This is a genomic window from Yoonia sp. SS1-5 (assembly GCF_038443705.2).
GTDB lineage: Bacteria > Pseudomonadota > Alphaproteobacteria > Rhodobacterales > Rhodobacteraceae > Yoonia > Yoonia rhodophyticola.
On sequence record NZ_CP151767.2, the window covers coordinates 2,013,157 to 2,035,489 of the forward strand.

Below are 22,333 nucleotides of genomic sequence, written 5' to 3' on the forward strand. Positions count from 1 at the left end.
GCCGTCAAACGCCCTACGGATAGCGGGGCGCACGGTCCAGCAATTCATCCAGTTGCCGCCCGATCCAGCCGCGCGGGATGAAGTGGCCCCTTGCATGCAGATCCAGCACCACCCGTTTGCCGGTGGTACAGCGTTCCCAGGCGTGGCGGGTAAAGGCATCCTGCGCAGTGACGGACCATTCACTGACCTGGCCACTGGCACCGCATCCAAATTGCTGCCGCCACAGCGCCACCGGATAGCGCTGGTCGCCATCGGGGCCAAAGGGGAAATCCATCACATTATCGCGCAGGCCATGCACATGGCGCACCTCGCCCGGCCCCTGCGCGCAATCCTCGCGTTGATCCAGCGTGCCCGCAACGGCGATCAAGGCCGCAACACCATCGCCGTTTTCACAAACATATCGCCAGGCCATGGCGGAACCGAAAGAGTATCCAGACACATAGATGCGGCTGCGGTCGATCGGATAGCGGGTGGCTGCATCCTCTAACACGGCGGCTGCAAAATCGACGTCGCCACTGCGGCCTGTCCAGAAATCCCAGGTTTTGTTGATCCCGGTTGGAGCGAGCAACAAAACACCCCGCCGGCGCGTCGCCCCTGAAATGCGGCCATGATAGACCGGGACAGCGCCAGTGCGCGCCCATCCATGAAAGTGCAGCATCACAGGCAGCGGCGATACCCCGTCCCAGCCATCGGGTTCCTTGACGTGATAGGTTCGCCCGTCCAGTGCGCAAGGGGTCTGCCCATGGCACGGATTTCCGGGCAGGATGGACCTTGGATTGGTGTCCTGGGCAAAGGCGGCGGTGGTCAGAAGGCTGAGCCAGATCAGAAAAGCACGTATCATCATATGCTTGCTTGTACTTGGAACTGCGCGCCTGTCACATGACAATTCTGTCAAAGGGGGATGGGTTAAAACCCATCCTACGTCATAACTCTCTGCCGGCCAGGTCTTCGACCAGTTCGAAATGTTCAAAGATCAGCATCATCTCGGGGTCGAACCCGCCATTTCGCTTGAAATAGGCCTTATGGTCCTTGCGCCAGCCCAGCAGGCTGTCGTTTTCGCCCTCGGCCAGCGCCATGTCTTCTGTCACGTCGCAGAACCGGATTTCGGTGACCTTGGTGGTTCTTATGACCAACGCCGGGGTGCCATCCCAGTTTGTTGCGATGTCGCAACGCCCAACAACGGGCATCGCCTCTGGTTCGTCAGCGAAATCCGCCGCCGCCCCGCAGGTCGCGGTTTTCTTGCCTTGACGGACAAGGGCGATGAGATGCTGGCAGAGTTCTTGGCTGTCCCCGAATTTGAAGGTTCCCGCGCCGGGGTAGGTTTGTTGGAGATCTTCGGTGTTGTCGGTCATTTATGGGGCTTTCAAAACTGGGGGCGACGCAAGGTGAGGCTTACCCCATCATTCGTGTTGTGCACAACGGAGGGCAACGCCCGGACCTCGGGGATGGCGCACAGACGGTTCTGTTTGGCAGGACCTGCGGTTTGCGAGCGACGATTGTGTCGATTGCGATGCCGGGCCGGAGTTAGCCGCTGCGGTTTTTCGGATTCAAAGGTGACGCGAACCCATCACGCGGTTGCTTTTTTAATGAGAACAATGTCCATGCCATGACATCTCTGCGCATGTCGTATAGCATGAGGTTATAAGCGTGAGCTGCGTCCGCAAACTTGGGAGCGGAGCCAAAATCGCCCGACTGTCCCGACTTCGACGCGATGTCCAGAGTATCAAAGTAAGTCTTACACCGCATCAAGACATCATGTGACGCATAAATACTCAACAAACCGATCGCCGGGAAGACTATCTCCGATATCTTTCTTTCAAGCTCCGCTGATTCAGTTGTTGCTGCATCATTCGCCGTCGGACAGATAGCTAAGAACTCTCGATAAACCTCCTTTTTTTGTTCAATCACCTTTTCAGACTGACTAAGCATCTTTCCGATCACAAAAGTAAGCCCGGAGAGTAATAGCCCTCCTACTATGCTAAGCATTTAATCACCTACTCAACCCGCCATGCAGCGTCGGCTGATCCAGCGCGCTGAACCCGTAGTGCCGCAGCCACCGCAGGTCTGAATCAAAGAACGCCCGCAAATCCGGGATCCCGTATTTCAGCATCGCAATCCGGTCGATGCCCATGCCGAAGGCAAACCCTTGCCACTCTGACGGGTCGATCCCGCCTGCCTGCAGCACTTTGGGATGCACCATGCCGGATCCGAGGATCTCCAGCCAGTCATCGCCCTCGCCCACTTTCAGTGTGCCGCCTTCCCATGAACAGCGGATATCAACCTCGGCCGATGGTTCGGTGAACGGGAAATGCGAAGCCCGGAAGCGGATATCGACATTATCGACCTCGAAATAGGCCTTCACGAATTCCTCCAGCACCCATTTCAGGTTGGCCATGGAGATATCCTTGTCGATAGCCAGCCCCTCGACCTGATGGAACATGGGCGTATGGGTCTGATCGTAATCCGCACGATAAACCCGACCGGGGCAGATGATCCGGGTGGGGGCGCCTGTGGCCTCCATCGACCGGATTTGCACGGGGCTGGTATGGGTGCGCAAGACATGGGGCGGGCGGTTATCGCCTTCGCCGCGGTGGGTGTAGAATGTATCCATCTCGGCCCGGGCGGGGTGGTGGCCGGGGATGTTGAGCGCGTCGAAATTATACCAGTCACTTTCGATCTGCGGGCCTTCGGCGACGGAAAAACCCATATCAGCGAAGATGGCGGTCACCTCTTCGGTGACCTGACTGATCGGATGGATCGAGCCCTGACGGCGGTCACGCGCGGGCAACGTGACGTCAAGCCATTCTGTGCGAAGACGCGCATCAAGCGCCTCATCCGCAAGTGCGGCCTTCTTGGCGGACAGGGCGCTGTTGATCTCGTCCTTGAGCGCATTCAGCGCGGGGCCTGCGACCTGCCGTTCCTCGGGCGTCATCTTGCCCAGCTCGCGCATTTTCAGGCTGATCTCGCCCTTTTTGCCGACGGCCTGCACGCGCAGGTCCTCGACGGCGGTTTCATCCGCCGCATCCGCAATCAGTGCGAGGTATTTCTGTTTGAGATCGTCCATGATGCGCCTCTTGTCCTTGACCATCCTCGGTTAGCGAAAGGGCGCTGTGGTTGCAAGCGATCAGCCGGGTCTGATCTTTGCAATCTCGGATTGGAAATAAGCCAATGTGACGGTTGCCCGGTTCCCCGCAAACCCATGATATTTGGACCGACCGTTTGATGTGGGCAGGCCCGCCCAGATCGCAGCGAGATTATTGATGAACCTCTCCTGGCTTAATCGTCCGGCCATGAAATCAGGAAAGCCCGCATCCGCCAGCAGGACATCAGCCAACCGGTCCTGCAATGCAGGCGTAAACCTGTCACGCCGATCCGCCCCCACCTGCCGCACAACCCGGCGCAGCGTGTCGGGGATGAACTGATAGCGCCCGATGGCGTGCGGCTGGCCCGGTGTTGCATCAATCCAATCGTAGATTTCGCCGATTGTCATCTGCGTTGGCAGCTTGGCAGGCTTGATCCGCGCACCATGCTGGACGGCATCATAGCCAGCCCGCGGCGATTCCGCCTGACCGATGATGTGGCGCAGCCGGTGGACAGCGCTGCCCGCAAAGTTGAGCGGCATGACCCCCGACACCGGGGCCGATTGCCGCTGAATAGGCGCAAAGAAGCTACCCCCTGATTGCCCGGCAAACAGGCTTGCCCCGTTTTGCGGCGCCTGCTGTGTCGCGCGCGGCTGAAACAAGGATCCACGCCCCTGCGCAAGGGTCCCCCCGTCCAGCAGTGACCCCACCTCTGCCCATGCGCCGATGGGCGCAAGGCATATCATTAGAACAAAAACGCAGCGCATCGACATCCTGCCTGACAAACCGATACGCCGCTTATCAGTCATAGAGGTTGCGTTTTGGTTTCGAAGGGGCAGAACAACAAAAAAGGGCCGCCTGATCAGGCGACCCTTTCAAATCTCACATCCGGTCAGCGCTTAAGCGGCAAGCGCGTCCTTGGCCTTGCCCACGATTGTGGCAAATGCGTCGGGTTCGTTCACGGCCAGATCAGCCAGAACTTTCCGGTCAACTTCAATCCCGGCCAGGTTCAGACCATTGATGAACTTGGAATAGTTCAGTGTTTCATCAACGGAACGGACACCTGCGTTGATCCGCTGGATCCACAGCGCGCGGAAGTTGCGCTTGCGGTTATGCCGGTCACGGGTTGCGTATTGGTTGGCTTTGTCGACGGCCTGCTTGGCGACCTTGAAGGTCTTGGAGCGACGATCGTAATATCCTTTGGCAGCGTCGAGAACTTTCTTGTGACGACGATGCGTGACGGTTCCACCTTTAACTCGCATATCAAATTCTCCTTAGCGCGCGTAGGGCATCATAGGCTTGATGATACCTTCATCAGCCTTGCACAGGGTTGTTGTGCCGCGTGCGTTACGCAGGAACTTGTTGGTACGCTTGATCATACCGTGGCGCTTGCCCGCCTGGGCGGCAACCACGCGGCCAGAGGCCGTCACCTTGAACCGCTTTTTGCAGCTCGACTTTGTCTTCATCTTCGGCATTTCCGTCTCCATCTTTTTGGTCGGTCGGACGCGCGACTCGGCATGCCATATCGGCCGGCCACGCGGGTTCAGAAGCGTCCCTATAAGATGCCCCCAAAAATCATGCAAGGCTTAGTTCAGGTATTTGGCAACGACGCTGACAAAGATATCCGGCACAGCCTCGACCGAGTAGGCACCGGGCGCCGATTGGATGGCCAGATAGATCAACCCCGCCCCAACCGCGATCATGCCCAGCGCAAGCCGTGGCAGAAGACCGTCGGAAAACGCATTCACCAGCGCCGGAATAGAAAATACGGCCAGCAGGACACCAATCACGAATATCAGGTCGTAATCCATGTAACTGTGCCTTTACGCTGTTTGGGTCAGCGTAACTTACTCTGGATCATGGGCGTAGATCAAACGCTCTGCGCAGGGGGCGACGCGCAGAATATTTGTCGAGCCGGGGGTGTTGAACGGAACCCCTGCAGTCACGACAACCATATCCTTTTCCGTCACCAGACCCTGGGCATGCGCAGCGCGCACCGCAGCGATAACGGCGTCCTTAAAGCGGTTCACCTCACCGGTCACGACACAGTTGGTCCCCCATGACAGGCACAGACGGCGGGCCGTCTCGATATAGTTGGTCAGGGCGATGATCGGAACCCGCGGGCGTTCGCGCGAGACCAGCAAAGCGGTTGTCCCTGACTGGGAGAAACAGCAAATAGCCTTAACGTCGGTGGTCTCGGCGATTTCGCGTGCGGCGGAGACGATACCGTCGGCAACGGTCTTGCCCTCGGCCTTGCGCGAGGCCTCGATAATGTCGGTATAGGTCGGATCGGATTCGACCTCCCACGCGACGTTGTTCATCGTCGTCACCGCCTCGATCGGATAGGAGCCTGCGGCAGATTCGGCCGACAGCATGATCGCATCTGCGCCTTCATAGATGGCGGTCGCCACGTCAGAGACTTCGGCACGGGTCGGCATCGGGGAATCAATCATTGATTCCAGCATCTGGGTTGCCACGATCACCGGTTTGGCAGCCGCGCGGCACTTGCGGACCAACTGTTTCTGGATCGGCGGGACGTTCTGCACAGGCAGTTCGACGCCCAGATCACCCCTTGCCACCATGATCCCGTCGCTGACGTCCAGAATTTCATCAAAGGACTTCACCGCATTGGGCTTTTCGATCTTGGACAGGATCGCAGCACGGCCATTGGCCAGTTTGCGGGCCTCTTCCACGTCGGCAGGACGCTGGACAAATGACAGGGCCAGCCAATCAACACCCAGATCACAGACAAATTCCAGATCCTTGCGATCCTTGGGTGACAAGGCCGCCACGGGCAATGTCACGTCAGGCACGTTCACGCCCTTGCGGTTGGAAATCGTACCACCCACGATCACTTCACAATCCGCGAAATCCGCGCCGCAATCCTTGACCTTCAGTTTGATCTTGCCGTCATTGACCAGCAAATGCGCGCCCGGCTCCAGCGCGTCAAAAATTTCTTTGTGGGGCAGTTTGACCCGGTTCACGTCACCGTCGGCATCATCCAGATCAAGGCGGAAGGACGCACCTTCGACCAGTTCTTCCTCACCATTGGCAAAAACGCCAACGCGCAGCTTTGGGCCCTGCAGGTCGGCAAGGATGGAAATCGGGCTATCAAGATCCTTTTCGACCTGCCGGATAATGGCGTGCCTGGCCTTGATCTCGGAATGGTCACCATGGGACATGTTCAACCGAAACACGTCGGCGCCAGCCTCGTGCAGGGCGCGTATCATCTCGTAATCGTTTGATGCAGGGCCAAGGGTTGCGACGATCTTTACGTTACGGTGGCGTCTCATCGGTCAGGTCCTTCGTATGGGTGACAATCCGTTAGCGGTAACGGCATAATTGGCGTCCTTATTGCGCAATTCCCTTCTGACGACAACTGGCCTAAACGGGCTGACATGCAATTGTCACATCCCGCATATGAAATCATCGGACAGGACCGGCCCGGGCGCTGGATCATTAGCTGCGATCACGCCTCGAACCATGTACCGGATTGGGTGAGTGGCGGCGATCTTGGCCTGCCCGCAGAGGATATGCAGCGACATATCGCCTATGATATCGGGGCCGCTGCCGTGGCCACCGGGCTGGCCGCGGCGCTGGACAGTCCGGCCCTTCTCAGCCGGTTCTCGCGGCTGGTCATCGACCCCAATCGAGGCGAACGTGATCCAACCCTGCTGATGCAGCTTAATGATGGCAGCATCATTCCGGGCAACCGATTTGCGGATGCGTCTGAAAAGGCGCGCCGTCTCGAAAAGCTCTACCACCCGTATCACGCCGCCTATGCGGCACTTGCGCAGACCCGCGACCGGCCGGTGATTTGCGCCATCCACAGCTTTACCCGCCAATATAAAGGTCGCGCACCCCGCCCTTGGGAGGTTGGCGTGCTTTACGGACCTGACCCAAGACTGGCCAAGCCGTTTTTGCAGGCCTGCATTGCGCAGGGCTGGTGTGTGGGTGACAATCAGCCGTATCAGGGCCACTTTCCCGATGATGCAGTTGATAAACACGCATTGCAGAAAGGCCGCCCCAACCTGTTGATCGAGATCCGCCAGGATTTGATCCAGGATCAGACCGGTCAAGCCCTTTGGGTCAACCGATTGGCCCCTATATTAACCGCAGTTCTGGCCGAAACCGGCCTTTAGGAGTGACAGCATGGATGACCAAACTCGGATCGAACTGGAAGCAGCCGCCTTTCGCCGGTTGCAGCAGCACCTGATGCAAGACCGGCCCGACGCGCAGAATATCGACATGATGAACCTCGCAGGGTTCTGCCGGAATTGCCTTAGCCGCTGGTATCAAGAAGCCGCGAATGAGCGCGGAATCCCAATGACCAAGGATGAAGGGCGCGAGGCCTTTTACGGCATGCCATTCGCCGAATGGAAAGCAAAGCATCAGACCGATGCCAGCCCAGAGGCCCAGAAAGCGTTCAAAGCCTCACATAGTTAGGGTCAGGCGGCGTTACGGGCTGTACCATAAAGCGGGCTTTGCACGACGCCGCCGTCAAACAACTGCGCGATTTCCGTGTCAGTCAGACCAACGACGTCACCCAGGACCTCCTCAGTATGTGCCCCAAGGGCGGGGGGCGCCACTGGCGCCTGTCGGGGATGGGCCGAGAATTCCAGCGGCGATCCCGGTACCGGGAAACGGCCCATATCCGGCACATCAAGCGTGGAGAACATCGGATTGTCATCGGTCAGGTCGGGGTCTTCGGCCAGGGCTGTCTCAAAATCGCGGAAAACCGACCATGTCAGCCCTGCCCCCTCGAAGGCCGCGGCAAAGTCACTGACAGCCCGTTTCGCAAAATAGGGGCGCAGCACGTCGGTGATGTCATGCCGGAACCGGTAGCGGGTCCCCTCGTCGGCCAGATCAATCCCGTGGCGGCTTTCGATTTGTGCCATCGCGGCTTGGGTTCCGGTCACCTTGACCAGACCATCCCACTGGCGCCGTGTCAGACCAATGACCATGACCCGCTGTCCATCCGCACAGATAAAATCCTGGCCATAGGCGCCATAAAGCGCATTGCCACACTTTTCCCGCTTCGCACCACCGGTCAACGTATCACCGATAATACCCAGATGACCAAGCATCGCGGCGGCCACATCTTTCAGCGCGAACTCTACATTTTGCCCGGCACCGTGGCGCAGGCGGTGCCGTTCGGCGGCCAACAGGCCGGACACCATCATATTCCCGGCAATGCAGTCCCATGCAGGCAGCGCGTGCGCGACCGGTTCCGCGGACCCTTCCGGCCCCGTAATTGCAGGAAAGCCCAACGCGGGGTTGACCGTGTAGTCGACCGCCGGCCGGCCATGCCGGTCGCCTTTGAGGGTCAGCATGATCAGGTCACTGCGATATTTGGTAAGGGTTTCGTAATCCATCCAGCCGCGCACCTTGAGGTTGGTCAGGAACATCCCCGCATCCTTGCCTGGGGCGGTAATGATCTGCGTGATCAACTCTTTGCCGCGCGGGTCGCGCATATCAACGGCGACAGATTTCTTGCCCTTGTTCATCTCCGCCCAGAAATGACTAAGCCCGTTTTTCGCAACCGGCCACCGCCTGGCATCCAGCCCGCCACCAATGCGATCAAAGCGGATCACCTCGGCCCCCATCTGCGCAAGCGTCATGCCCGCCAGCGGAACAGCCACAAATGCAGAGCCTTCGACAATGCGCATTCCAGTCAGTGCGTTATTCATCAGCTTTCCTTCCAGGTTACGGTGGCCTGCATGCCCTGGTGGGCCTCAGGAATACCGGTACACACCGTCATGCCGGTGGCGGTCTCTTGTCCGAAGATATGCAAATCATCGGTGTGAAAGATCGGATGCACGCCCCGATAGGTGAATGTCGCGGGGCTGCGGCCCGCATGCGACATAGCGGCCTGCAGCATCAATGTGGCCTGCAGCGGCCCATGCACGACCAGCCCCGGATATTTTTCCACCTCACGCGCATAATCGAGATCATAGTGAATGCGATGACCATTGAAGGTTGCCGCCGAATACCGAAACAGGCGCAACGCGGACAACGGTGCTGCATGAACAAAGTCAGCAGATGCCGGGACCGGGCGCGGCGCGGGGGGCGAAAACCGATCCGGAATTTCCAGATAGACGATGTTATGGTCCTCGCTCAGGCATAGCTGACTGTCTTGATGGATCTCGTGATGCACGGTGACAAAAACCATCGTGTCGGATTTTTCGACCACATCCCTGATTGTCGATGTCTGCCGCAGCGCTGTACCAATATGGAGCGGCGCATGAAAATCCACGCGGCCCCCGGCCCACATCCGGCGCGGCAACGCAACGGGTGGCAGAAAGTCACCGCGATGCGGATGGCCGTCATCTGCAATCTGCGACATCGGCAATTTCTGTGTGAAGGCGGCCCAATGCCAAAGTGGCGGCACCACGTCGCCGGTCCGGGGGGAAGGCAGCTCATCATCCCGCAAGGTCGTATGCAGCATGGCGGCGATATCATCGCCCAACCGGCCATCATGTGACTGCTGCTTGCCGATCCAACGGGTGATGTCGGTCTTGAGCATTTCTCCTCCCAAAAGAAAGTCTCCACTGCCGACATACATGACCCCAACATCATAAAAAATCAAATGATTTTAATATGTTACGTGAATACAACGGTATACAAATCTGATAGAGCGCCACCGCGAATGACATATTCTGACGCAATTTTAAGGTGTTGCACCGACGCTGCATTTGCAGCAATTCGGAATAATTCATCTGATCCTGATCGCATTGTTGCGCGTTCACGGACAACCGCCGCATCTGGCCTCGGAAAGCGCATTGACGGATTCGTTCGACGACTCGCACGCTGCCGGGCGCCTCACCAGCACCTGTAGAGCGGACGGGCCAGGGCAGGTTGAACGGACACCGCTCAATTCGTGAGAAATCCGGACAGACGTCCCGTGCCTCGACAGGTCGGTAACTCTTACGCAGAACGGCCTTCGCGGGGCGGATTTCAAGGCGTTACGACCATGTGCAGGCGGTTGCACGCGGAACTTCGGCAGACGGTTGGGATATGTCCGGTTTGAGCGCAGGGCGGCCGACCCGAACCCAATTAGTCGCAGCGCACATAGTTGCCAAACGCGGCGAGTGAAGGATCAAGCCCGATCCAAAATTTGCGTCGGCAGACCCGCCCTAAGAACCTTCGCAATTTGTCCGAAAGGTCGACGCGTTTTCAAGCATGTGTCGGTCAAATTGGCTGGGCGAGACGTGGGGCCAAAGCTCAACGCATCCATGACGGCCCAGCCACCATTTGACCATCCGAACAGAGCCACTTTTGAAGGGTCGATTGCAGGTTGTTCTTTGATGTAGGTCGTGGCCGCAACGACATCTGCCGCACGTTCAAACCCCCAAGGTCGCCCACCTTCACAGACCGGCTCAATCTCCTCTACGCCCAGCATCCCACGGGGCGTGAAACTATCGACGATGACGGTTGCCCACCCTTCTGACGTCAACCACTCAGCCCAGTTTCGATGCTGCGTGTGTGGCCCGAGGCAACCTGGAACCAATATCGCCACAGGCACCAGATTTGCAGTGTCCGGGATCGTGACCTCAAAGCTGGGCACGACCAAAGAGCGGTGGTCTTCAAGCGTGAGTTTCGGCGTAAACCAACCTCCCAATACATACCCATAAACCAGCGTACAGGCAGCAGCGATTACGGCGGCCAAACCGCCTGTAAATTTCCATATCATTATTGTCTCCGTTCTTTCGCAGCCTTACGTTTCGTCGAGTGAATGCGCGGCTTTCTGCAGGTGTCGTGCCTCGAACCTGGCACTGACATCATGTTGATTGTTGCGGCTGACGGGCAAAAGATTTCCGCCTGGCAATATGCAACCCATCTTCGCGCCGTCTTTTTTGAGGCCCTGAACATGTTTGAGCGCGACCCAGTGCGATCGGTGGATGCGCATGCCGTCAACGCGTGCAACGGCCTCGATGGCCTTGCCGATAGGGAACAGGATCAAGCTATGCCCAACCGTTGTTTGGACATGCAGATAGTGTTGTTCCGCGCTGAGTGAGATGATGTCAAAGCCAAGGCTGCGTGGCACCTTGGTCCAGAACGCCCGTTCAATGTCCGATAGTTCGGCTGTGTCGCTTGGGTCTTCTTCGGGTACATCCTCAATGACCGCGACCGACAGCATCGACAGGCGGGTGATGTTGATCAGGCTCCAGACGCAAAAGATCGGAACGACAAGCGCTATGATCTCTTCCGCGATCACAAGACCGATCTGGAAATTCTCTGCCGCAATGTCGTTCACGGGCGAAAACAACCAATCCAGCGCCAGAGCAATGGGCGCACAGGCAATTGCCGTTGCCAGAGAGGTCAGCCCGACGAGTATGAAAGTGTTCAGATTTCGGGCCGCCAAGGCTTCGCTTATCACGTCCTGAAAGAACATCAGCAGCGGCAGCAAAAGGGAAACGTGCAAAAACCAAAACGCGATGCGTTCAAACGCGCCAAGTTCGGCTGTCAGGACAGGGTCAAAGCTAAGGATCAGGATCGTCAGCACGGGGGACCAAACAGCCAGAAACAGAACCGGATTGTGCCAGGTCTCTTTATCGAGGCGATTGAGAAAGCGCTGAAATGTCATCGCTATGTTCTTTCCGATTATGCGATGGCAGCCCCGTCAGAGGCTGCCAGAAACGAAATTACCCTTGCACAACTGCAAGCTTGTCTTCCAGCCAATCGGCGATCTGGGGCATCACCTCAAAGCGGTCTTGCGGGCAGTGGTCGCCTTCACCGTTCCAGATGATCTGACCATCTGTTGTGGAACCGGTCGCAAGTTCCATGTCAAATTCGGGGGCAACGTAATCCCCGCGGGCGTTGACCGACAGGATCGGCACGTCAGTTGTTGCCTCACCCGGTGTCACGATACCCTGATCAATCAGGGAAAAACCGCGCATGTGGGCCAGGAACGCGTCGGGTGCCACGCTGCCGTCGATTTCCGTCCGATCATAAAGCGCCAGGCGATACATCAGTCCGACATTTTCCAATTGATCAGCAGGCAGTTGGAAGGCCGCATGCAACGGACCACAGAAATTCACTGCGGCAGCAATCAGATCAGGCCGGGTGTGGGCCAGTTTGACCACAGCGTTGCCGCCGAAACTGACGCCCAGAACGGCGATGCGATTTGCATCAAACGCATCTGTTGCGCCCAGCGTTTCGGCAAACGAAACCGGAATCTGATCGTAGTCAGGCGTCAGCTGAAATTCTGCGTTCGTCCCGGTGCCTGCGATATCATACATCAGGAAGGCCATGCCCCGATCTGCAACCATTTCGGCGAAGGTAAAGAACTCGCCCTGGTTCACATCAATACCGTTGGACGCGATGACCAGCGGCCAGCCACCAGCAGGCGTTTGACCCGGCGGCGTCAGCAGATGTCCATCGGCCATGCCGTCCATGAAGGGCGCCGTGACGCGCGCGACGTCATAGCCACGCAGCTTATAGGCGCGGTGCAGCGTATCAAGGCTGGCCTCGAAAGCCGCACTTTCCTGCGGGCTTGGATCAATCAGCGGGTACTTGGCCAAGGTGTAGTTCGCCGACGCCCGCATGTAGAGTTCGGCTGCAGCACCCGTCAGACCCAACGCCTCTTGTTCCTCGGCCATGGCCACGAAACCGTCGCCGATCTGGTTGAATTCCTCCAGCCAGATGGTTGCACCCTCGCCGTCTGCCAGATCAGAATATTCAGCATCAGGAGACGCAGCGCGCACGCGGGCCAGTACTTCGTTTGTGGTGTTGGGGTCCGCGCCGTTCCAGACCCAGTGGTTCGGACGGATGTCCCGGAAAAAGCCTGTGCCCTCGGCAACCGAAACCGTCGGAACTGCTGTGGCCAGTAGCGTCCCGCAAAGCAGGCTGGTCGTGATCGTGGAAATTTTCATTTGGTCTCTCCTAAGTTGGTGCGGGCACGCCGCGTTCTGTCGAGTGCCTAACAATCGAATTTCATGTGATCTGCTGTGTATTCACGAATGGTCAGGGTGGGTTCACGAACGGTCGGGCCGGCTCAGGGCAAAAACCTGCAGCCCTGGCGCGGGCTCTGTGTATTCGTGATCTACAGTGACAAAGGCCTCGCCTGCGCGGACGGCCAGCCCTGAAGGGTCTTTGATACCTTGCAGCGCCCACGCGTCCTCGATGACGCCCGAGGCTGGATCTATTGCAAGGATGTTGTGGTGGTAGCTGGTCAGCGCGTAGAGCGTTCCATCAGCATAGGACAAGCCCGTGATCGTATATTCCGAAAGAGTCCGGCCATCTTTGGTAGCCCCTTCGAGAACCAGCTGTGTCTGAGACTGCGCAACAAGATCAACCGCGTTAAGGTTGCCCCCTTCGTCAGCATAAAACAGCGTGCGGCCCGTCGGATCGACGGCCATCGCCATGATGTCGCCGTCAGGTGAGAGAGCATCCGCGAAGGGTATCACATCACCTTCTTGCCAGGCTTCATCCAGATAGCTCCATTGCTTGATGTGCGAATGGCCGCCCGCGATGTAAATCGCGCCATCCGCCATCGTGACCGTCTCCGTATGGCCTTGACGGAGCAAAAGCGGCCCGGCTTGCACAACGGTGGCGTCCTGAACGCCAGACAGGTCAGATGGCAATATAAACAGGTCCGCCTGATCAGTGACCAAGGCAAAACGCCCACTGGCCGCGTCCCAACTGATCCCTGAGGGCTGCAAGACCTTTGACGGCAATGGCAAAACCGTGGCTGCGACGGTCCGAGGCGTCGCCGCAAGCGGGGCATCCGCACGCTCATGTGGGCGGGTTTCGGTGTATTCCCCGATCCCAAAGGTGGAAAATACAAGATGTACACCACTGCGCGTGTCCGCCAGCGCATAGAGGCCGGTCCCAAGTGCAAATGCCATTGGGACACCAATGAGCCATTTGCGGTGCGGGTGCTGAGAGTTGGAAAGGTTGGCGCTTGATCTCGGCGATGTGGTAGCGGTCAGTTTCATGTTCTTCCCTTTCAAATGGTGATCGCGTTGAAAGATCGGGTTGCGACCATCATTGGCCGTGACCCAGAGCTAGCGACCGATTTGCGAGGGTTCAGTCAGCGTTTCACCAACGGGTGCAACGGCTTCACCAACGGTGGATACACTTGGCTGAATGAAACTGAGCTTCATGGACGGGTGGAATGAGGGGACGCGCAGCACGTCGTCAAGACGCGATCAAGACTGACCAAACATGGGCTGGGCTGTCCCAAAAGGGACAGCCAAGTAACGTCTTGTTAGGCTTTCCACTTATCGCATGTCTGCACTCTTGCGTCCTGACCTTGCGGTCAGAGTCCCCCGCGAAAGTCAGCATTTCCGCCTACGGGGTTATTCGCGGCGATACTAAAGTGCTTCTGGCGGTCATTGAGCGTCAGTAACTGGATGGCAGCACAGTCCCGGCCTGCGCGCCGACTATGCGACGTCCCACGACGCAGCTGGCTGGAAATAGCGCCACACCGCCGCGTCGTAAGTGTCAGACGGCGACCTTGCGGCTTTCGTCCAGATAGATCTCGCGCAGGCGGGTCGCCACCGGGCCGGGGGTACCTGTGCCCACTGCCACATCGTCGATCTCGACAACGGGCATCACAAACGTGCTGGCGGAGGTGATGAACGCCTCATCTGCATCCTGCGCCTCTGCGATGGTAAAGCTGCGTTCCTCGACCTGCATCTGCGCCTCTTTGGCAAAGCGCAGGACGGCGGCACGGGTGATCCCGTGCAGGATCTCATTGCCCAGATGCCGGGTAATAATCTTGCCGTCCTTGATAATATAGGCGTTGTTTGACGTCCCTTCGGTTACGGCGTCATCTTCGACCATCCATGCATCATCCTTGCCCGCTGCCTTGGCCATCATCTTGCCCATGGATGGGAACAGCAATTGCACGGTCTTGATGTCGCGACGGGCCCAGCGCTGATCCTCGATCGAGATCACCTTCATCCCTTTCTTGGCCGCCGGGCTATTGGCCAGACCCGGCTTATTCTGGGTGAACAGAACAACTGTGGGCGTGGTGGTTTCCGGATCCGGAAATACAAAATCGCGATCATCTGGCGCGCCACGGGTTATCTGAAGATAGATCATGCCTTCTTCGATCCCATTCAGGCGGACCAGTTCGCGATGCACCTCCAACAGATCAGGCAGCACATCGGGATGCGGCATGTTCAATTCATTCAGCGACCGTTCCAGCCGCTTTGCGTGGCCCGCAAAATCAATCAACTTGCCGTCCAGCACGGATGTGACCTCGTAGACGCCGTCAGCCATCAGAAACCCGCGATCAAAGATCGAGATCTTGGCTTCGTTTTCCGGTAGATACTCGCCATTGACGTAGACTGTGCGCATGGTCATCCCCATAGGTTGGCAGCGGGCGGATGCACGCCACGCTCATCAAATTGCAAAGGTTCGGCCCGGTCTTCGGCCAGAAGAAGCGGCCCGTCAAGGTCCGTAAACGCCACGCCCTGGGCGAGGATCGTGGCAGGCGCCATGGCCAGCGAAGACCCAACCATGCATCCGACCATGATACCGTAACCTTCGGCGATGGCCTGCTGCTTGAGCGCCAGCGCCTCTGTCAGCCCGCCTGTCTTGTCCAGTTTGACATTGACCATGTCATATTTGCCCTTCAGCGCAGGCAGGCTGGCCCTGTCATGGCAGCTTTCGTCAGCGCAGACAGGCAGCGGCCGATCCATTTCGCCCAGCATGTCATCTGCCCCGGCAGGAAGGGGTTGTTCCACCATCTGCACACCAAGCCGGATAAGATGCGGGGCAAGCTCGGCATAGACCTCGGCTGTCCAGCCTTCGTTGGCATCCACAATAATGGCCGCGTCCGGCGCACCCCGGCGGACGGCCTCAAGCCGGGCCATGTCATCGGGCGTCCCCAGTTTGATCTTCAACAGGGGGCGATGGGCGTTCTGGGCGGCTTGTGTTTCCATCGCCTGCGGTGTGTCGAGCGACAGTGTATAGGCGGTGATCTCAGGACCCGGGGTCTGTAAATCAAGCAGATCCCAGACCCGTTTGCCCGCCTGCTTGGCCGCATGATCCCACATTGCACAATCAATCGCGTTGCGGGCGGCGCCGGCTGGCAGCAGATCGGGCAGATCGGCCCAGGTTCCGGAAAACCCCGCAATCTGCGCCGTCACGCTGTCCAAGGTCTCATCATAGCGGGCGTAGGGAACGCATTCGCCAAGCCCCGTCACACCGCCGTCGGATACGGTGACCGTCAGGACCTCGGCCTGCGTGCGCGACCCGCGACTGATGGTAAAGACCTGCGCCAGGCGGAACACATCGCGGGTCACGTCAATCTTCATCTTGTTCTCACCATATCGCTGCCAAAAAAGATCCCGCCGACGTTACAGCCCGGCCAACGCATCCACCAGCCGCGCAGCACCCTGGCGGTAGGTATCAACCGTCGGCAGACCCATCTCCTCTTCGATGCCGGCCATGTATTTCAGGGCCTCATCCTCTGACAGATGCTGCGTGTTGACCGAGACACCAACAACCTGACAGGCCGGATTGGCAATCCGGGCAATCGGCAGAGCCGTGTCGCGCAGGGTCTGCAGGCTTGGCAGATCGTAGTCAGGCAGGCCGCGCATATGCTTGCGGGTGGGCTCATGGGCCAGAACAAGCGCATCGGGCTGGCCGCCATGGATCAGGGCCATGGTTACACCGGAATAGGACACATGGAACAGGCTGCCCTGCCCTTCGATATGGTCCCAATGGTCAGGGTCGTTATCGGGTGTGAGGTATTCAACCGCGCCCGCCATGAAATCGGCGATCACAGCATCCAGCGGAACACCGCCACCGGTGATCAAGATGCCGGTCTGACCGGTGGGCCGGAAGGTCGATTTCATGCCGCGCTTTTGCATTTCGGCATCCATGGCAAGACCGGTATACATCTTTCCAACGGAACAATCCGTGCCGATGGCAAGACAGCGCTTGCCGGTGCGTTTCTTGCCATTGGCAATCGGGTAGGCCACCGATGGGATCCGCACGTCAAACAGGGTGCGGCCACTGACCCGGGCCGCCGCGACCAGCTCGTCCTCGTCGCGCAGCAGGTTGTGCAGGCCGGATGCGACGTCAAAGCCCATTTGCAACGCCTTGACCAGCACTTCCTTCCAGGCAGCCGAGATATACCCGCCCCGGTTGGCGACACCGATGACCAGTGTCTGGGCGCCGGCGGCTTTGGCCTCTTCCAGGGTCAGGTCTGCAATTCCCAGATCGGCACCGCAACCTTTCATGCGGAATTGACCCACTGCATTTTCCGGACGCCAGTCCTTGATACCTTGGGCAACCTTGGCGGCCAACTGATCGGGGGCGTCGCCCAGAAACAAAAGATATGGGGTCTGGATCATGGGAAAGCTCCATCTGGCAAGAGAATCATTGGGTTTGCGCGATAATTGCGCTGTCTCACTCGGATTTCATCGCGCATTCATCCGATTGACAGGGATAATGCAGGATAATCTTGCGCCAATTCGGAATTCGACGCAGGTTCATCCCGCGATATGGTCGTAGGATGGGTTTTAACCCATCCCGGTCAAAAAGAAACCCGGGCGCGAACGCCCGGGCCAAAAACAAACGCTGTTCTCAAGGTCACCCTTTGGAGAATTCCGGATAGGCTTCCATACCCAATTCCGAGCTGTCGAGACCGTTGATCTCGGCCTCTTCAGAGACACGGATACCCATCACACCTTTCAGGATGATCCAGACGACCAGGCTGACGATAAAGACAAAAGCGCCGATTGCCGCGAAGCCGATGAACTGTGTCACAAAGCTTGTCCCGCCGGTGTAGAATGGAACGGCCATTGTGCCCCAGAAACCCGCCAGAAGGTGAACGGGGATCGCACCTACAACGTCATCAATCCGCAGCTTGTCAAGGAATGGCACCGCAAACACGACGATAACACCGCCAATGGCACCAATCCACAATGCACCAAAGAGCGACGGATCAAGCGGCCCGGCAGTAATGGACACCAGACCGGCCAGCGCGCCGTTCAGCACCATGGTCAGGTCAACCTTGGTATACATGACCTGTGTGAGGATCAGTGCAGCAACCGCACCGGCAGCCGCGGCCATGTTGGTATTGGCAAAGATCCGGCCAACATCCGTGATGTCACCAACAGTCCCCGCAGCCAGCTGCGACCCGCCGTTGAAGCCAAACCAGCCAAGCCACAGGATGAATGTACCCAGCGTCGCAAGGGCAAGGTTTGAACCGGGCATCGGAATGACCTGTCCTTCCTTGCCATATTTGCCAAGACGCGGGCCAAGGATGATCGCACCGGCAAGTGCGGCGAAACCACCGGCGGCATGCACAAGGGTCGAACCTGCGAAGTCGCTAAAGCCCATTTCGGACAACCAGCCACCACCCCACTGCCAGGACGCTTCGATCGGATAGATGAAGCCCGTCAGCACAACAACAAAGATCAGGAACGGCCACAGCTTGATACGTTCAGCCAATGTACCAGAGACGATTGATGCGGTCGTGGCACAGAACATCAACTGAAAGAAGAAGTCCGACGCAACAGAGGCATAATCCAACGTGGCATCCGCAGCAGCCAGGCCAACAGGCTCAAGCGATGTGACGCTGAAAAACGGACCCATCCAACCGGCCACAAGCCAGCCATCACCCGGATACATCAGGTTGAAGCCGACCAGCCAATACATGATGGAGGCAATGGAAAACAACGCAATGTTCTTGGTCAGCTGGGTCGTGACATTCTTGGACCGTACAAGACCAGCCTCGAGCATGGCAAAACCGGCCGCCATCCAGAACACCAGAAAGCCGCCCACAAGGAACAGCAGCGTGGTCATGATATAGGGGCCGATCTCGTCGAACCCGGGCGTGGCGTCCTGCGCCATCGCAAGTGTCGGCAGCAGCGTCAGTGCCGCGCCGAAAGTGATGAGTTTGGTAAATTTCATTGATTTGTCCCTCGTTACGCGATCACAGCGCGTCGTCATTTGTCTCGCCCGTGCGCACGCGCAACGCGCCCTCGACGTCGAGTACGAATATCTTGCCATCGCCGATCTTCTCGGTTTTGGCGGTCTCGGCGATCGTCGCGACCACCTGTTCGGCCATGGCATCTGGCACCACGATCTCGAGCTTGACCTTCGGCACAAAATTCACGGCATATTCGGCGCCCCGATAAATCTCTGTATGGCCGGATTGCGATCCGAACCCCTTGATTTCAGACACCATCATGCCGCGCACGCCCACGGTGGTCAGCGCCTCGCGCACCTCCTCGAGCTTGAACGGTTTGATTGTTGCAATGATGAGTTTCACATTGTTCCCCTTGCAATTTTTCGTCTGGACGCGCCGAAAGCATCGCCCGCTTGCAGGGGGAGAAAGAGCCTGCGGAAACCCGCAGGGCAAGGTTCCAGCCCTACTTAATCGGATGTTAACCATTCCAATTTGCACAATTTTTGCACAAAAAATATACTTTGCTTATTTTTTGGGCATTAGACGAAACCAACATGGCGGACCAGCTCTGCCGAATCCCCATCGTTCCCGGCAAAACACAAGCAGCCCATCTGCCGCTCCTGATTTTGTCGGCAAATACTGCTGCAAAACTGCATGTCGGCGACATACCCCCGGGGTCAACCGGACCGGTCGGCAAACCGACTGGTCGCCGCACCCGGCACTGGTTATAGTAGGTGAAAATGACAAACAGTCAGACGAGCGGTACATGAGCGAAAATGGCAAGAAACGGCCCCCCTTGGTGGCCGAGCGTCGCTACCCTGCCAAACCGGCAGCAAAAAAGCCGACCCAAAAGAAGGCCGCAGCAAAACCTGCGGCCAAACGCCGGAAGGCTGCGCCCAAAGCCCGAAAACGGGGGGTGATTGGCTGGCTCCTGTTTCCGTTTGAATGGACGTTCCGCATCATTTGGGCGGTCAGTTGGCGTCTGGGCCTTGTGATCGCGCTGATTATCGCCGGGTTTTCGTTCTATTTTGCCCAGCAGATGCCGCCAATGACGGAATTGATCGACGGGCGCACGCGCGGCTCTGTCACGATGACCGACTACAAAGGTGACGTCTTTGCGTGGCGGGGCGACCAGTTTGGTGGCTTGATCCGCGCCGAGAATGTCTCGCGCCATTTGCGCAACGCGGTTGTGGCCACCGAGGACAAGCGCTTCTACCGCCATTTTGGTATCTCGCCCCGCGGGATTGCATCTGCGGTCCGGATCAATCTGCGCGAAGGCCGTGGCCCGCTATCGGGCAATGGCGGCTCTACCATCACACAGCAAACGGCCAAACTGCTATGTCTGGGCGTGCCGTTCGATCCGCAACAATGGGCCAGCGAGGCGGAATACGAAAACGACTGCCGGCAGGGGTCAATCTGGCGCAAGGCCCGCGAAGCGGTCTTTGCGGTTGGTATGGAAATTGCCTACACGAAAGACGAAATCCTGACCATCTACCTCAACCGCGCCTATCTTGGCGCCGGTGCGCGTGGTTTTCAGGCCGCGTCCGAGCGGTATTTCAGCAGCAATGCAGCCGAACTTGAGCCCGCCCAGGCGGCCATGCTTGCAGGCCTTCTCAAGGCCCCGTCGACATTTGCCCCCACTAACAATCTGGCGCGCGCCCAGGATCGGGCCGACACCGTCATTCGGCTGATGCAGGAACAGGGATACCTGACCGATGCAGAGGCCCAGGATGCCCGCGCCAATCCCGCGACCTTGTCCGCAACCGCCCGGGCCAATGCCGCAACATTCTTTGCTGATTGGGTCATGCGCAGCGGGCCTGAATTCTTCACCCGCGACACAACCGAAGACGTGATCATTCGCACCACGCTGGATCAGGACATCCAGAAAGCGGCAGAAGAGGCGATGCTGACCGTGTTTGACCGCGACGTGCGTGCCGGATCAGAAGCACAGGCCGCCATCGTCGTGATGTCTGCCGATGGTGCTGTGCGCGCCATGGTGGGCGGGCGAAACCTGGGCGAGACCGGTGCATTCAACCGGGCGACACAGGCAAACCGGCAGACCGGATCGGCCTTCAAGCCGTTCATTTTTGCCGCCGCCCTGGATCTGGGGATGTCCCCATATTCGCTGGTGGATGATCAACGCACCTGCTGGCAGCGGCGCGGGTCCCGCGACTGGTGTCCCGAAAACTACGACCGGGCGTTCAAAGGGCCTGTGACATTGGTGCAGGCACTGGCGGAAAGCCGGAACATCCCGGCCATCTTGCTATCCGAAGAGGTCGGGCGCGAACTTGTGCGCGTCGTGGCCGAAGGGTTCGGCTTTAGCGGTGATCTGGCAGCGGGGCCCGCGCTGGCGCTTGGGGTTTCGGAAAGCAACCTGCTGGAAATGACCGGGGCCTTTGCAGGTATCCTGAATGGCGGCTCTGCCGTGACACCGTTTGGCCTGACCGATCTGCGCATTCAGGGCGATGATGCGCCACTGATGGACGCAACCGGCACCGGGATCGGCGAGCGTGTGATCCGGCAAGAGGCCGCCCGCACTCTGACATGGATGATGAAGAAAGTCGTCGACGAAGGCACCGGCGCCCGGGCGCGGATCAACGGCTGGGAAATCGCCGGGAAGACCGGCACGACACAGGGCGCGCGCGACGCGTGGTTTATCGGCTTTACGGGCGACTACGTCACTGGCGTCTGGATGGGCTATGATGACAACCGGCCCCTGAGCGGGGTAACCGGGGGCGGGCTACCCGCCACGATCTGGAAAGAAACCATGACGCGGGTCCTTGCGGATAAATCACCAACCGCCCTGCCCATGCTGGAACCACAAGCACCCGCTGCAGCACCCATCCTTGAAAGCGAGGGGGGTGAGGTTGTCGATGATGACATCCTGAACCTGCTGGAATCCATCATGACGGACACGACCAACTGAAATTGTCCCGCACTGGCGCGCGGTCAAACCGTTCCGGACCGGCTGTTCTCAGAATTCGCCCGCTTCGCAGCGGTCATAGCGAAACACATAGCCGTCCCACATCATGAACAGCCCGTCTTCACTGGCATCATTCATGAGAATGGCCCTTTCGGTCCATGTCTGGTCTTCGCCGGAACATTCCATCGTATAGATCGTGGCATCCATATTGTTGATATCAACGGGCAAGGTCAGACGGCATTCCAGCTCCACCCCGTAGAAAATGCCCTCTTCGATTTTGATTGATCCACCATCTGCCCCGACCAGCGCGCATTCGGCGTTAGCAGTTTGTTTATAGACGCCATCATAGGGTCCGGCGATGCTTGCAGCGGGCATGATCACACACAGGCTGAAGAAAATAGGAGATATCAAACGGCACATGACCGGATGGTCTGATCTATTTCCGTCGCCAAA

24 protein-coding genes are annotated in these 22,333 nt (G+C 58.3%); 3 read left to right on the forward strand and 21 right to left on the reverse strand.

Annotated features, from left to right (window positions below; genetic code table 11):
- Positions 1–13: 13 nt before the first annotated feature.
- The 9 genes from AABB31_RS11485 to pyk form a co-directional block, all read right to left on the reverse strand.
- Positions 14–844: a polyhydroxybutyrate depolymerase gene (locus AABB31_RS11485; RefSeq protein WP_342078007.1), complete on the reverse strand. Its 831-nt coding sequence runs from the start codon at positions 842–844 to the stop codon at positions 14–16.
- Positions 845–923: 79 nt separating this feature from the next.
- Positions 924–1,352 carry an ASCH domain-containing protein gene (locus tag AABB31_RS11490; RefSeq protein ID WP_342078006.1) on the reverse strand — a complete coding sequence of 143 codons (429 nt, stop codon included), beginning with the start codon at positions 1,350–1,352 and terminating at the stop codon, positions 924–926.
- Between the two features lie 172 nt (positions 1,353–1,524).
- Positions 1,525–1,986 (reverse strand): hypothetical protein, encoded by a 462-nt coding sequence (locus AABB31_RS11495; protein ID WP_342078005.1) that lies wholly within the window; start codon positions 1,984–1,986, stop codon positions 1,525–1,527.
- A 4-nt stretch (positions 1,987–1,990) separates the two neighbouring features.
- The gene (gene pheS, locus AABB31_RS11500) at positions 1,991–3,064 is read right to left on the reverse strand and encodes a phenylalanine--tRNA ligase subunit alpha (RefSeq protein ID WP_342078004.1); all 1,074 of its coding nucleotides are present in this window, start codon (positions 3,062–3,064) and stop codon (positions 1,991–1,993) included.
- Positions 3,065–3,124: 60 nt separating this feature from the next.
- Positions 3,125–3,826 carry a hypothetical protein gene (locus AABB31_RS11505; protein ID WP_373635771.1) on the reverse strand — a complete coding sequence of 234 codons (702 nt, stop codon included), beginning with the start codon at positions 3,824–3,826 and terminating at the stop codon, positions 3,125–3,127.
- A 153-nt stretch (positions 3,827–3,979) separates the two neighbouring features.
- The gene (gene rplT, locus AABB31_RS11510; protein WP_342078001.1) at positions 3,980–4,342 is read right to left on the reverse strand and encodes a 50S ribosomal protein L20; all 363 of its coding nucleotides are present in this window, start codon (positions 4,340–4,342) and stop codon (positions 3,980–3,982) included.
- A gap of 12 nt (positions 4,343–4,354) precedes the next feature.
- Positions 4,355–4,555 carry a 50S ribosomal protein L35 gene (gene rpmI / locus AABB31_RS11515; protein ID WP_108386363.1) on the reverse strand — a complete coding sequence of 67 codons (201 nt, stop codon included), beginning with the start codon at positions 4,553–4,555 and terminating at the stop codon, positions 4,355–4,357.
- A gap of 111 nt (positions 4,556–4,666) precedes the next feature.
- The gene (locus tag AABB31_RS11520; RefSeq protein ID WP_342078000.1) at positions 4,667–4,891 is read right to left on the reverse strand and encodes a hypothetical protein; all 225 of its coding nucleotides are present in this window, start codon (positions 4,889–4,891) and stop codon (positions 4,667–4,669) included.
- Between the two features lie 36 nt (positions 4,892–4,927).
- Positions 4,928–6,373, reverse strand: coding sequence for a pyruvate kinase (pyk, locus tag AABB31_RS11525; RefSeq protein WP_373635772.1), 1,446 nt, complete (start codon positions 6,371–6,373; stop codon positions 4,928–4,930).
- Between the two features lie 111 nt (positions 6,374–6,484).
- On the opposite strand from pyk, the gene AABB31_RS11530 reads away from it, so the two are divergent.
- Complete coding sequence (locus AABB31_RS11530) at positions 6,485–7,222, forward strand: N-formylglutamate amidohydrolase (protein WP_342077999.1); 738 nt, start codon at positions 6,485–6,487, stop codon at positions 7,220–7,222.
- Between the two features lie 10 nt (positions 7,223–7,232).
- Positions 7,233–7,526, forward strand: coding sequence for a DUF1244 domain-containing protein (locus AABB31_RS11535; RefSeq protein WP_342077998.1), 294 nt, complete (start codon positions 7,233–7,235; stop codon positions 7,524–7,526).
- Between the two features lie 2 nt (positions 7,527–7,528).
- On the opposite strand, the gene AABB31_RS11540 is transcribed toward AABB31_RS11535, so the two are convergent.
- The 11 genes from AABB31_RS11540 to AABB31_RS11590 all read right to left on the reverse strand — a co-directional run bounded on the left by AABB31_RS11540 (position 7,529) and on the right by AABB31_RS11590 (position 19,320).
- Positions 7,529–8,770: a CoA transferase gene (locus AABB31_RS11540; RefSeq protein ID WP_373635773.1), complete on the reverse strand. Its 1,242-nt coding sequence runs from the start codon at positions 8,768–8,770 to the stop codon at positions 7,529–7,531.
- A complete protein-coding gene (locus AABB31_RS11545) occupies positions 8,770–9,606 on the reverse strand; it encodes a MaoC family dehydratase N-terminal domain-containing protein (protein ID WP_373635774.1) in 837 nt (278 codons plus the stop codon). Before AABB31_RS11545 ends, AABB31_RS11540 begins: the two co-directional genes overlap by 1 nt.
- 573 nt (positions 9,607–10,179) lie before the next feature.
- A complete protein-coding gene (locus AABB31_RS11550; RefSeq protein ID WP_342077994.1) occupies positions 10,180–10,749 on the reverse strand; it encodes a prolyl oligopeptidase family serine peptidase in 570 nt (189 codons plus the stop codon).
- Positions 10,750–10,797: 48 nt separating this feature from the next.
- Positions 10,798–11,667, reverse strand: coding sequence for a LytTR family DNA-binding domain-containing protein (locus tag AABB31_RS11555; RefSeq protein ID WP_342077993.1), 870 nt, complete (start codon positions 11,665–11,667; stop codon positions 10,798–10,800).
- A gap of 58 nt (positions 11,668–11,725) precedes the next feature.
- On the reverse strand, positions 11,726–12,955 hold the full coding sequence (locus AABB31_RS11560) for an alpha/beta hydrolase (RefSeq protein ID WP_342077992.1): 1,230 nt from the start codon (positions 12,953–12,955) through the stop codon (positions 11,726–11,728).
- A 102-nt stretch (positions 12,956–13,057) separates the two neighbouring features.
- Complete coding sequence (locus tag AABB31_RS11565) at positions 13,058–13,930, reverse strand: hypothetical protein (protein ID WP_373635775.1); 873 nt, start codon at positions 13,928–13,930, stop codon at positions 13,058–13,060.
- A gap of 598 nt (positions 13,931–14,528) precedes the next feature.
- A complete protein-coding gene (locus AABB31_RS11570) occupies positions 14,529–15,395 on the reverse strand; it encodes a D-amino-acid transaminase (protein ID WP_342077989.1) in 867 nt (288 codons plus the stop codon).
- Positions 15,392–16,351, reverse strand: a complete 960-nt coding sequence (dgcA, locus tag AABB31_RS11575) for an N-acetyl-D-Glu racemase DgcA (protein ID WP_342077988.1) — start codon at positions 16,349–16,351, stop codon at positions 15,392–15,394. Before dgcA ends, AABB31_RS11570 begins: the two co-directional genes overlap by 4 nt.
- Positions 16,352–16,393: 42 nt before the next feature.
- Entirely contained in the window at positions 16,394–17,395 is a 1,002-nt protein-coding gene (dgcN, locus tag AABB31_RS11580; protein ID WP_342077987.1) for an N-acetyltransferase DgcN, read from the reverse strand.
- A 238-nt stretch (positions 17,396–17,633) separates the two neighbouring features.
- Entirely contained in the window at positions 17,634–18,959 is a 1,326-nt protein-coding gene (locus tag AABB31_RS11585; RefSeq protein WP_342077986.1) for an ammonium transporter, read from the reverse strand.
- A 22-nt stretch (positions 18,960–18,981) separates the two neighbouring features.
- On the reverse strand, positions 18,982–19,320 hold the full coding sequence (locus AABB31_RS11590) for a P-II family nitrogen regulator (protein ID WP_342077985.1): 339 nt from the start codon (positions 19,318–19,320) through the stop codon (positions 18,982–18,984).
- 403 nt (positions 19,321–19,723) lie between these two features.
- Here AABB31_RS11590 and AABB31_RS11595 point away from each other — a divergent pair, with 403 nt between their 5' ends.
- The gene (locus AABB31_RS11595) at positions 19,724–21,883 is read left to right on the forward strand and encodes a transglycosylase domain-containing protein (protein WP_373635776.1); all 2,160 of its coding nucleotides are present in this window, start codon (positions 19,724–19,726) and stop codon (positions 21,881–21,883) included.
- Positions 21,884–21,931: 48 nt separating this feature from the next.
- On the opposite strand, the gene AABB31_RS11600 is transcribed toward AABB31_RS11595, so the two are convergent.
- The gene (locus AABB31_RS11600) at positions 21,932–22,255 is read right to left on the reverse strand and encodes a hypothetical protein (RefSeq protein WP_342077984.1); all 324 of its coding nucleotides are present in this window, start codon (positions 22,253–22,255) and stop codon (positions 21,932–21,934) included.
- Between the last annotated feature and the right edge of the window lie 78 nt (positions 22,256–22,333).